The sequence below is a fragment of the uncultured Pontibacter sp. genome, from assembly GCF_947495565.1.
In the GTDB taxonomy this organism is placed as follows: Bacteria; Bacteroidota; Bacteroidia; order Cytophagales; family Hymenobacteraceae; genus Pontibacter.
In genome coordinates this window covers 85183-97623 of record NZ_CANLZM010000007.1, presented here as the reverse complement: position 1 = coordinate 97623, position 12441 = coordinate 85183, and the positions used below count along the sequence as shown (strand labels likewise).

Sequence of the window (12441 nt, the reverse complement as noted above, 5' to 3'; positions counted from 1 at the left end):
CTATACGCCTGTTAAGGCTCTTTGGCTAAAGCGCAATGCAATTCGAGTTCAATTTATAGAGAATTTTCTATATAAGAAGTGTGACGAGGGGATTTAGAAAGTGCACTTAAGATGAAATGCACAATTTATACTTCAATGGAAGTTTCCCAACCATCATAATCGCCATTGTGCTTTAGAGCGAGGCGGCGCAGGCGGAGCACAACTTTGTCTATGTTTAACTGATCTACCTTATCAGTTCGGCTAATGTGCAGGCGGTGCGGAAAATCCTCTGATGAGGCCAGGTAATCGCATGTTACCACATCATAATTCTCTTTGGCTATACTTTCCAGGAAAGCGGTTCTGTCTGCCTCTGTTTTAAAGTATATCCAATGGTCTACCGGCCTCTCTTTGCTCAGGTCGTCGCCGTTTTCCTCCATTTCCTCCAGCACCTTCCGGTTTTGGATGCTTTGCAGCTGATCCGGCTCAGGGTACAGAAAATTAAAATACCGGCTCCAGTCGGCATCCTTTACCATTTTAAAACTATAGTTGTGGCCGCTGTAGTTTTTCATCACGTGCTGTATGTGGTCGGCGTAACCGTTTGCCTCGCCCACATAGAAGTATACTTTGCGATGCCCGTTGGAGGTAAGGCGCCCGGCATAGGTGGCTTTGCAGGATGTACGCAGCGCTTCTTCCAGGTCGTCCTCCAGGCTCTGCAGCACAATGGTTTCCTGTAAAGATGAAAGGCCGTCAGGCCGCGGGTCCACAATTTTGACAGACACTTCCAGCAGATTAGGCAGATCGGCCACCGGGGCAATCTTCGCCAAACCCAAGTCTACCGCTATGGAGCCAGGCTTATAGTCCACGCTCCTGAAATGAAACTCCCAATCCGGTTCATAATATGTTTGTTCCATGCTGTACTGAATTAATGTATTCGCTGCCTGGGCTACAGCTGAGGAAGCGGCCTTTTCTACCCTGTCCTGAAAGCTTCTCGTTTCTGTTGTGCGGCTATGATATCTTCCGGCTCGCCCTTTGGAATTGCGTTGATTAGAGTACGGGTATACTCCTGCTGCGGTTGACGGTAGAGTTGCTCCGGTGTACCACTTTCTACTATCTGTCCCTTGCTCATCACTAGTATACGGTCAGACATATATTTTGCTACTGATAAATCGTGGGTAATAAAGATGAAGGTTATGTGAAGCTCCTGCTTGAGTTTGTTAAGCAGATTAAGCACCTGGGCCTGCACCGACACATCCAACGACGACACGGACTCATCGCAGATAATGCACTTTGGCTGCAGCGCCAATGCTCGGGCTATACTTATACGCTGCCGCTGACCTCCTGAAAACTCATGTGGATAACGCTGGAAATGATCAGACGTAAGACCCACCATATCAAGAAGTTCAAGAGTTTTCGTTTGCTGTTCTTTGTTGCTGCCATACAGGTTATGCACCTGCATCGGCTCCATAATAGCATTCCCTACTGTGTGCATCGGGTTTAATGAAGCGTACGGGTCCTGAAATACCATTTGGATGTCACGGCGGCTTTTGCGGAGATCCTCTTGGTTAAGTTCGCCCATATCAATACCATTTAAAAACACTCTGCCTTCAGTGGGTTTTACCAGCCTTAGCAGTGCTCTGCCTAAGGTGGTTTTACCACACCCCGACTCTCCTACCAAGCCTACGGTTTCGGCAGGTTTTGCCTCAAAGCTCACCCCATCCACCGCCTTTATGTAATCAGTGGTTCGGCTAAAAATTCCTGTGCTAACCGGGAAGTATACTTTCAGGTTTTCCACCTGCAGCAACGGGGTCTTTTGGTTAACATGCTGTTTTATGTTAGTTTCAAAGCTATAGGCAACCACATCGGCTAAGGAGGGCTCATGTACTTGTTTTTTCTTTTCAATGATGTTTCCGAACTCATCCTCCTGCATAAAATCCCACACGGTGGGAAGTATGACTTGCGGTTTGGCAGATAGCTTTGGGCGGCAGGCAAGCAGGCCTTTGGTGTAAGGGTGCTGCGGATTAGTGAAGATATCTAACACCTTGCCCTGTTCCACTACCTTGCCTTTATACATTACCAAAATCCGATCTGCTATCTCGGCTACTACTCCTAAATCGTGCGTGATGAAAAGTACGGCGGTATTTTCCTTTACCCGCAGCTCGTCTATCAACTGCAGCATCCGGGCCTGCACGGTTACATCCAAGGCGGTGGTTGGCTCATCGGCAATAAGTAGACTTGGTTTGCAAGCCATAGCCATGGCAATCATCACCCGCTGCTTCTGCCCACCAGAAATTTCATGTGGATAAGCATCGAAAATATTTTCCGGCCGGGGTAGCTTTGCCTGCTCAAAAAGCTGTATAGTGCGTTTTTTAGCGTCTTTTTTAGAAATGCCAGTATGTAAAAGCAAAGCCTCAGCCACTTGTTTTCCACAAGTATAAACCGGGTTTAAAGACGACATAGGCTCCTGAAAAATCATACTAATCTCATTGCCTCTGATGCGCTGCATCTGCTTCTCCGGCAGGTTCAGCAGGTCTACCTCGCCATACTTCCCTGACTTAAAGCAAGCCTCTCCACCAGTTGCTGCGCCTGCAACATCAATCAGCTGCATCAGCGAGAGTGCCGTTACCGATTTACCTGACCCAGACTCGCCCACGATGGCCACTATCTCGCCTGCATACACCTCAAAAGACACACCGTCCACTGCCTTGGTTGTGCCGCGCTGCGTTGCAAATATGGTTTGCAGTTTTCTAACCTGAAGTATGGGAGTGGCGGTTGGCAAGGGTGAGATTAATTTACTTTAGGTAAAACTAAGTTTAATGAGAGAAGGAGGTGTAGTGCCATTCAAGAAAAGTATATAAATTCTCTGCATCTGAAACAGGGCTGCTATATTCTTTGTCATCCTGAAAGGATCTTGTGGGCTAGTAGCAATGGCTTAACCTCCCTTCTACCAAGATTCTTTTAGAATGACAAAATTTAGATTCCTTACTGTTTATCTATCAACAAAAGAGAAAATAAAAAGCAGATAGTAAGGATTGTGAAGTAAAAAGCCATTTTATAGCCTCTGATATATTCTTCAGGAAAAAGATCTATAGTTGTTAACTCTTCAAAAGACAAGGTGAATTTGTGAATGACAAATCCACATGAAGCCCAAACTATAAAAAAAATTCCTAAAAAGTATAGCGGGTTTTCTATTTTCGGAATGGTGACACCAAGTATAAAACTTGCCCACTCAGAAATTATCCAGAGCAAAAGCAGACCTAATAAACCAAAGAAGCACTTCGTCCAGAATGCGCTTAGGAAATGGTCATTGCTTCTCCTGTAGAACAAGTATAGCGCGGCTATCATCAGGTTGAGCTTGTTCAAGTCTTTTATCATCCTGCTAAAGATAATCAGAGCGGGGCAAAACAAAAAGGCTGCCCCACATGGAACAGCCTTCTCTTTTATACTTTATACTTTGGATTACAGCCCCTGCTGCTCTACAATTTTGTGCTGATGCTCTTCGTGGTGCTCACCGAAGAAACGTTTCTGGTTAAAAAGGATCAGCAGCACACCAACAAAAATGGCTGAATCCGCTACGTTAAAGATTGGCCACAAAGACATTGGTTTGCCTCCAAAGATCGGAATCCAGTTCGGTACGATGCCTTCCCAGATATCCACATAAAACATATCGATTACCTGCCCATGAAACCAAGGTGTAACTGCGCCATAAGGTGCATTATCGAACCATACGCCGTAAAAGGTACTATCAATCAGGTTTCCGATGGCTCCGCCAAGTATAAGCGATATACACCAGATTAGCCCTTTGGGAGCTTTATGCTTAACCAAGTAATATAGATAGTAGCCGATACCAAACATGGCGACTAGGCGGAAGAGTGTCAGGATAAGCTTACCGTAATCTGAACCCAGCTCCACGCCAAAGGCCATACCCGGATTTAAGGTATAGTGTAGCTTCAGCCAATCTCCAATTAAATGGATCTCACCTGGCAGGCCCATCTCCATATTATAATGTACGATCAGCTTCACTACCTGATCTAGAATAATCACGGCAAGAGCAGCCAGGTAATATTTTCCGTATTTCATATTTGAATATTAAGCAGCAGGCGCTTTATACTTTAACCGCCGCAATATACTTTTTAAAAGCATAAAAGCACCAGGAACACTTTTAGTTTCCTGGTGCTTTTGGTTTAGATGATCGTGCTCCGTTCCGTCTGGATATGGATGTACACTTTGTAATCATCAATATCGAGCAACGTGGCATTTTCCAGCTCGTCTACTGTATCCAGACTAAGGGCCTGCGTTTCGGCACAAATGTAGCTGCTGTAGTTTTCTACGGCTTGCATTACCGCAGGCTCTGTGCGCTGCAGCAGGATATGGATCTTGTCCTGCACCTCCAGGTTGCTGTCTTTACGCAGGTTCTGGATGCGGTTTACCAGGTCGCGGGCGATACCCTCCTGCTTCAGCTCCTCGGTTAGCGTAATATCCAGGGCCACGGTCAGCTTGCCTTCGTTGGCTACTAGCCAACCCGGTATGTCCTCCGACGAGATCTCTACATCTTCAGGCGTTAGCACGGCGGTCTCTTCTTCATTCAACATGATCTCGAAACCTCCTTCGCGCTCCAGGTGGGCAATATCGTTCTGGTCCATGCGCTGCACGGCGGCGGCCACTAGCTTCATCTTCGGCCCGAAAACCTGGCCTAGCTTTTTAAAGTTCGGCTTGATCTTCTTCACCAGAATGCCGGAAGTATCGTCGATATACTCGATCGTCTTCACGTTTACCTCGCTCAGAATCAGGTCGGCTACGGCATCTATCTGCGCACGCATTCTATCGTTTAGCACAGGTATAAGTATGCGTTGCAGTGGCTGGCGCACCTTAATCATCTCCTTCTTGCGCAGCGAGTGCACCAGAGAGGAAATAGTTTGGGCCAGCTGCATGCGCTCTTCCAGGTCTTTGTTGATGTCTTCGTGGTTTACCTCGGGGTAGTATGCCAGGTGCACCGATTCTTCCGTATGTTTGTTGCTCACGGCGTTCAGGTCGCGGTAAAGCTGCTCGGTGTAGAATGGCGCGATTGGCGCGGCCAGTTTCGCGATCACCTCTAGGCAAGTATAAAGCGTCTGGTAAGCGGCAATTTTATCAGTGTTGTACTCGCCTTTCCAGAAACGCTTGCGGTTCAGGCGCACGTACCAGTTGCTCAGGTCGTCAACCACAAAATCCTGAATGGCGCGCGCGGCACGCGTTGGGTCGTAATCCGCGTAGTTCGCATCCACATCCTGAATCAGGGTGTTCAGTTTAGAGATGATCCAGCGGTCTGACTCGGTGCGCTGCGCCATCGGCACATCAGCTTCTGAATAGGTAAAGTTATCCAGGTTGGCGTACAGCGCGAAGAATGAGTAGGTGTTCTGCAAGGTGCCGAAGAAGCGCCGCTGCGTTTCTACCACGCCATCCGGGTTAAACTTCAGGTTATCCCAAGGCGGTGCATTCGCGATCATGTACCAGCGCACGGCATCCGGACCGTACTGGCCGATCATCTCGAACGGGTCGATGGCATTGCCGAGGCGCTTGCTCATCTTGTTTCCATTCTTGTCGAGCACCAGGCCGTTAGCGATTACGTTTTTGTAGGCCACGCTGTCTTCCAGCATTACGGCCAGGGCATGTAGGGTAAAGAACCAGCCACGCGTCTGGTCAACGCCTTCAGCGATAAAGTCTGCCGGGAAGTTTTTCTGGAACTGCTCCTCGTTCTCCAGCGGGTAGTGCCACTGTGCATAAGGCATGGCGCCAGAGTCGAACCACACGTCGATAAGGTCTGGCTCTCTGTACATTGGCTTGCCAGACTTGCTTAGCAAGATGATGTTGTCCACATATGGGCGGTGTAGGTCTTTCACCTCTACGGCTTCGTCCATTACGCCAGCATCTACGGCTCTGCCAATCTCTTCTGTCAGCTCCGCTATAGAGCCGATGCAGATTTCCTCTTCGCCGTCTTCGGTACGCCAGATAGGCAGCGGTGTGCCCCAGTAGCGCGAGCGCGACAGGTTCCAGTCCACCAGGTTCTCGAGCCAGTTACCAAAACGGCCTGTACCCGTAGACTCCGGTTTCCAGTTGATGGTTTTATTCAGTTCGATCAGCCTATCTTTTACAGCTGTGGTTTTGATGAACCAGCTATCCAGTGGATAGTATAGAACCGGTTTATCAGTACGCCAGCAGTGCGGGTAGGTGTGCTCGTATTTCTCTACTTTAAAGGCTTTGCCCTCTTCTTTCAGTTTGATAGCGATTAACACGTCGGTTGGCTTGTAATCCGCAGCAGATTCGTCCTGGCCGTCGTAGTTCTTCACATACATGCCGGCAAAGTCTGTGATCTCCGGTACAAAGCGGCCCTGGCGGTCCACGATTGGGCCTGGCTTGCCGTTTTCGTCCATTACCAGCAGCGCCGGAATGTCGTTTTGGGCAGCTACGCGGGCGTCATCGGCACCAAATGTTGGCGAGATGTGCACGATGCCGGTACCATCCTCTGTAGTTACATAATCCCCGATAATCACACGGAAGGCCGGCTTCTCAGGCTGCACGTACGGCATCAGCTGGTGATACTCCACGCCTGCCAGATCGCTGCCTACAAATTCCTCTACAACTTTAAAAGGAATCAGTTTATCACCGGAGCTATAGTCGGTTAGGGCCAGGTCTGCAGCTTTCTGGTTGAAGTAGCGGCCTACCAGGTCCTTGGCAAGTATAACCGATATCGGCTCGAAAGTATACGGGTTATAGCTTTGTACTTTAACATACTTGATGTTCTTGCCCACGGCCAGGCCTGTATTGGCAGGCAACGTCCATGGGGTTGTCGTCCAGGCCAGGAAGTATACTTTCTCCTCCTCATGCTCGAACAGGAACATGTTGCGGGTGATCTTCCTCACCTCAAACTGCGCCACGATAGTGGTATCCTTCACCATTTTGTAGCAGCCTGGCTGGTTCAGCTCATGCGAGCTAAGGCCAGTACCGGCAGCCGGCGAGAACGGTTGGATGGTATAGCCCTTGTATAGGTAGCCCTTATCGTACAGCTTGCGCAGCAGCGCCCAGCACGATTCGATATACTCGTTCTCGAAGGTTATGTATGGGTTGTTCAGATCTACCCAGTAGCCCATCTGCTCGGTCAGGGTATCCCACTGCGACTTGAAACGCATTACCGTTTCGCGACAGCGCTGGTTATACTCTTCAACCGTAATCTTCTTGCCAATATCCTCTTTTGTGATGCCCAGTTCTTTTTCTACCTGCAGCTCCACGGGAAGGCCGTGCGTATCCCAGCCGCCTTTGCGGTTTACCTGAAAGCCTTTCAGGGTTTTGTAGCGGCAGAAAATATCTTTCACGGCACGGGCCATCACGTGGTGAATGCCCGGTGTGCCGTTGGCTGAAGGCGGGCCCTCGTAAAACACAAATGGCGTGTTGCCCTCGCGGGTAGCCACCGATCTTTCGAAGATGTTGTTCTGCTTCCAGAACTCCAGTACATCCTCGCCTACTTTGGCGTAGTTCAGGTTTTTATACTCGTTGTACTTTACCATTTTCTGGTTTATTGTCTTCCTCAAGATTTACTTCTTCTTCTAATTTCAACTTTAGCTGGCTCAGGTCTAGCTCCTCGTCCTCGTGCTCCAGGTAAAACTCATCATAGTGCTCTATCAGGGCATAAGGGTCGCGCTCAAACTTACCGCTGTCGAAGCTCATCAGCAAAGTTGGCAATATAATCAGGTTTGTGAATAATGCAATCAGCAAACTCACCGACATCAGCACGCCCAAAGCCTTGGTACCACCGAACTCCGAGAAGGCGAAAATCACGAACCCGAAGAACAAGATGATAGAGGTATAAATCATACTTGTACCTGCTTCTGTTAAACTGGTCGTGATCGCCCGGCTCACATTAAAACCATTCGAAAGTAACTCACTTCTATACTTGGCCAGAAAGTGAATAGAGTCATCAATGGCGATTCCGAGTGCGATGCTAAAAATAAGAGCTGTGCTTGGCTTCAGCGGAATGTTGAAAAAACCCATCAGCCCGCCAGCAATTAGCAACGGTATCATATTTGGTATCAGCGATATAACCACCACCCTCGCCGACTTAAACAACAAGGCTATCACTAAAGTTACCAACACAAAAGCCAATATAAGGCTGGAGCGCAGGTTGTTGATAAGATACTCGTTACCTTTGATGAACAGCAGCGTGGTTCCTGTTAAACTCACCGTTGTCTGCGCCCTGGAATCGTCGCGGGTGAAGGTCATGGTATTGCCTTGCTCGGTTACAGCTACGCCTTCGCCTCCATAAATTTCGCGCAGCTCCGGCTTAATTTTATTAATGATCAGCGTATCAAGCTCTCTTGATCCAGCATCCGCTACTTTCAGGGAGATGCGGGCGCTTTGGCCAGTACTGTCTACAAATGACCGGAGCAGGCGCTGGTTGGCACCATCATTCTGCTTGGCCAGGTAGCTAAAGATAAAGTTGCGCTCCGTGTTATCTGGCAAGCGGTACGAATTCGGGTCTCCCTCGTAAAATGCCTGTGTCGCTGTCTTTACTAAACCTACCACAGAGATAGGCGCTGAAAGTATAGGCTGCGTGCGCAGAAAATCTTCCAGTTGATCCAGCTTTTTCAGGTTCGGCAGGCGCATAACACCTTGTTTTATACCGGTGTCCACAATAATCTCCAGTGGCATTACCCCATTAAAGTGGTTCTCGAAGAAAGCCAAGTCGGCATTCACGCTGCTCTCCTCCGGCAGGTCATCTACCATGTAGGATACCGTCTTTATCTTATAGATACCCAGCAGCGATACGCCCACAGCCAGAATAGTAAAAAAGTATACCAGGTGGCGCTTGCGGTGCACGATATAATCGAAGAACTCCAGCAGCTTGTTCAGCGGGCGCGCATCAAGGTGGCGCAGCTGGCGGCGGCTTGGAGGCGGCAGGTATGAGAACACAACCGGTATCAGCACCAGGCTCACAATAAATGTTACGAAGATATTGATGCCGGCCACTACACCAAACTCATATAGTATGGCCACGTGCGTAAACGTGAACACGATAAAGCCAATAGCGGTGGTGGTGTTTGTTACGAGGTTTACTACGCCAATCTTGCTGATCACTCGGGCAAGGGCCATAATTTTATTGCCGTGCTTGCGGTAGTCGTAGTGGTAGCGCGTGAGCAGGTAAGTAGAGTTCGGGATCCCGATGACCACAAGTATAGCCGGAATCAGGCCTGTGAGCAGCGAGATCTTAAAGTCCAGCAGCGCAATAGTGCCCATCACCCACACCACCACCACACTGATCACGAGCAGCGGGAAAATAACAGCGTAGAAGGAGCGGAAGAAGATGAAAAGTGTGACGCCTGTTACCAGCAAGGCCAGCAGCAGAAACATTTTCATCTCGTCGGCCACCTTGGTGGTCATGACGGCACGCACAAAGGGAAGCCCGGCATAGTGCAACTTTATACCTGTAGTTTTGGAGAAGGCCTCCGTATGGCGCATCACGTTGTCCATTACCTCCATGCGGCGTGCGGAGTTTAGGTAAGCCGGTTCTAAAGTAACAGCCAACAGGGTAGCGCCTGTCTTGTTATTGATGATCTGTCCGTCGTAAAAGCCTTGGTTGCGCACCACCTGAAGCAGACTATCGAGCTCGGGCTGTGTTTGTGGCGCTTCAGGAAAGATGGCAGCTGTGGTAAACTTCCGCTCAGCGGTATCTTTTACTACCTGCACCAGGTTTGGCAAGGAAATTACAGCTTTTACGCCCTCTACCTCACTCAGCTCCTCCGAAAGGGTTTTCAGCTCCAGGAAGTTCTGCAGTTTGTAGGCTTTGTTGTCCTGCATGCCGACTACCAGTATGTTTCCGTCTTCGCCAAAGGTTTGTTTAAAGCGCTGGAAATACTGCATATCCACGTCATCCTGAGACACGACGTTGGCAAAATCATAAGACATTTCTGCGTTTCTGGCGTGGTAGGCCATAAAAGCAGTAAGCGCAGCTAAGACTATAATCAGCCTCAGCCTGTATTTGATAATAAAAATGGCAATCTTATTCCACATGGTCCGGCTACAATTCAGCAAAGGTACGGATTTTTTGCGCACGCTGCAGAGCATCAGCCGCTAATCCTGCTATCCGATCTGCCAAGCAAAAAAATAACCCCGACCTTGGCCGGGGTTCAGTGCATTTTACTTTACACACCTTTAGCTTTTCTTTTTTGATGAGGAGCTACTTGAGGATTTGTTTTTCGGAACACAGTTGGGCACTGTTTTACCGTCTTTTTCTTTTGTCCCTACTGGTTCATAACCTTTCCAGCACGGGTTCTCATCTTTCAAACTATGCTTGCTGCTGTTATCTGATTTGGACATATCTGTTTTCGCTTGGTTCTGTTACGTATACGGATGATTCCAAAACAGTAATTTATACTTTGGTGTAAAGGCTTTATACTTCCGTAAGCGCGCTTTAAAGACATGCCAACCTCTTTTTAAAACCAGTAGCGGCACAAGCTAAATTGCACTGATTGTTAAGATTTTCATTTGTGAACCTCTACTGTTTTACCTTCACTTATTACTGATCACGATACAATTTTTCAGCAACAGGCATATTCTATACTTAACATAACTTACGCACTTTAAGTATAAAATTATTTATTTATGATTGAAAATTGGATTAATTCTGATTCGACATATTCTTGATAGTTGGCACTTCCTTAGTTGTTTCCACTCTGAAGCTTGGCACCTGATAATCTTCGGGTAAATAATGTGCCGGTATGGTTACCATGTTGCCATCGCGCTGGGCACGGTAATGTGGCGACAGAATCTCAATGCCCGCTTCGTTAAATTTATCTTGTATGTTTTGATGGATGTTTGAGTAAGTGGCGGCCATTTTACCAGCGGCAAAAGTATAGGCGTTAAGCTGATAGCTTACATAAAAATCATCGAGGCTGGTTTGCAGTACGAATGGCTGTGGCGTTTTCTCTACGTTGCCCGAGGCTAGCGCGGCATCTATCAGAGCCTGGTGCACCTTAGGCCAAGGCACGTCGTAGCCGATGGTAACGGTGGTATGCAACACTAGCCCTTTCTCGCTCTGCTCGCTGCAGGTGGTAAAGTTTGTCGTGTGGTTATTTAAAATCATGGCGTTCGGGATAGTGATGTCCTCGTTTTTGGTGGTTCGCACCCGCGTTACCAGCAGCGTTTTCTCAATCACATCGCCCGAAATCTCCCCTATCTTAATCCTATCGCCGAGTTTAAAGGAGCGCATGTACGTAAGCACCAAGCCTGCCACCATGTTTGCGATAGCCGATGACGAACCCAGCGAGAAAAGTATACCTAAGAACACCGACACACCCTGAAACACCGCTGAATCGGAGCCTGGCAAGTATGGCCAGATCACCACAAACATAAACGCATAGAGCAGGAAGCGCACAATGTTATAGGTCGGTTTCGCCCAGTCTTTATAAAATCCCGATACCTCCAGCTTGCCGCTTTCAATCTCAGAAGCCAAAAAGTGCAGGAAGCGCACCACGTAATGTGTCACCACTACTATTACCAGTATGGTGAGTAGGTTAGGGATATAGTTGATCAGGCCCAGGCCTATGTTGCGGAGCGGGTTTAGGATGTACTGCAGCAGCGTATCGGCGTAGCCTTCCGTCCAGGGGAAGATACTAAACAGGACGGGAAGCAGGATGTACACCATCACAAAAAGCGTGATGAGGCGAATGAACTTAGCCACCGTCAGTACCACAGCCACCTCCCGGTCCGGCGTCAGCATTTCGTAGTCTTTTACCTTCAGCCCCTTCAGCCGCTTATCCTTCTGCTCCTCTATTTTCCGGAATATGAAATGGAAGAACTTGTTGACGTACTTTACCAGTAAAAAGAAAACCAGCAGCACGAGCAGGGCCAGCCCTATCTCTATCATGATGCTGCGCAGGCTGTACTGCTCCGCCGACTTCACGGCACTCTCCTTTATCTTGGCGGCATATAAGGTGGCGAGCTCCTGGCGCGGCTTTTCTGCCACTTCAGCGTCTGCCTCCGTCACGCTCATCAGCACGCGGTCGAGGTATAGGATGTCCGTAGTCATGACATTCTCCACCACCTTTACCGAATCGGCCTGCAGGAAACGCTCTTCCGACAGCTTTTTTACCCGTTTACTAATAGCCGCCGCGCGCTCCTGCTTGCTGAACGAGCCAACGGGGTTATACATGTAAAACAGCGTGTCGCGGTGCAGCACCACAGGCGCCCCTACTGGTTGCTCCAGTTCCTGCTGCACAACCGGCTGTTCCTGCGCCACCGTGCTACCGATGGTGAAAAATGACATCAGGCACAGCATCAACTTTAAGAAATTCATCGCTTGAAATGTGGATTATCCTCTTAAACTACTAAAAAAATAGCATAAAACAGCTAGGACAGCTGCTATGCTTAGCTTAACCAGGTATAAAGCCTGATGTTTAAAAGTAGCCTGTTCTATGATGCAACCGGAAGTATAAA

At 48.5% G+C, this 12441-nt stretch carries 6 protein-coding genes; all 6 read right to left on the bottom strand.

What is annotated here, in order from left to right:
• Positions 1 to 125: 125 nt before the first annotated feature.
• The 6 genes from Q1B04_RS10565 to Q1B04_RS10540 all read right to left on the bottom strand — a co-directional run bounded on the left by Q1B04_RS10565 (position 126) and on the right by Q1B04_RS10540 (position 12301).
• Positions 126 to 890, bottom strand: coding sequence for a DUF695 domain-containing protein (locus tag Q1B04_RS10565; RefSeq protein ID WP_299758778.1), 765 nt, complete (start codon positions 888 to 890; stop codon positions 126 to 128).
• 56 nt (positions 891 to 946) lie between these two features.
• Entirely contained in the window at positions 947 to 2755 is a 1809-nt protein-coding gene (locus tag Q1B04_RS10560; protein ID WP_299758777.1) for an ABC transporter ATP-binding protein, read from the bottom strand.
• Between the two features lie 680 nt (positions 2756 to 3435).
• Positions 3436 to 4056 carry a lipoprotein signal peptidase gene (locus tag Q1B04_RS10555; RefSeq protein ID WP_299758776.1) on the bottom strand — a complete coding sequence of 207 codons (621 nt, stop codon included), beginning with the start codon at positions 4054 to 4056 and terminating at the stop codon, positions 3436 to 3438.
• 104 nt (positions 4057 to 4160) lie between these two features.
• A complete protein-coding gene (gene ileS, locus Q1B04_RS10550; protein WP_299758904.1) occupies positions 4161 to 7517 on the bottom strand; it encodes an isoleucine--tRNA ligase in 3357 nt (1118 codons plus the stop codon).
• On the bottom strand, positions 7495 to 9939 hold the full coding sequence (locus Q1B04_RS10545) for an MMPL family transporter (RefSeq protein WP_299758775.1): 2445 nt from the start codon (positions 9937 to 9939) through the stop codon (positions 7495 to 7497). The genes ileS and Q1B04_RS10545 overlap by 23 nt, the downstream gene beginning before the upstream one ends.
• A 685-nt stretch (positions 9940 to 10624) precedes the next feature.
• A complete protein-coding gene (locus Q1B04_RS10540) occupies positions 10625 to 12301 on the bottom strand; it encodes a mechanosensitive ion channel family protein (protein ID WP_299758774.1) in 1677 nt (558 codons plus the stop codon).
• Positions 12302 to 12441 lie beyond the last annotated feature (140 nt).

Coding starts and splice junctions, on each gene's coding strand:
- Q1B04_RS10565 (WP_299758778.1), bottom strand. CDS start 890: ATGGAACAAACATATTATGAACCGGATTGGGAGTTTCATTTCAGGAGC.
- Q1B04_RS10555 (WP_299758776.1), bottom strand. CDS start 4,056: ATGAAATACGGAAAATATTACCTGGCTGCTCTTGCCGTGATTATTCTA.
- ileS (WP_299758904.1), bottom strand. CDS start 7,517: ATGGTAAAGTACAACGAGTATAAAAACCTGAACTACGCCAAAGTAGGC.
- Q1B04_RS10545 (WP_299758775.1), bottom strand. CDS start 9,939: ATGGCCTACCACGCCAGAAACGCAGAAATGTCTTATGATTTTGCCAAC.
- Q1B04_RS10540 (WP_299758774.1), bottom strand. CDS start 12,301: ATGAATTTCTTAAAGTTGATGCTGTGCCTGATGTCATTTTTCACCATC.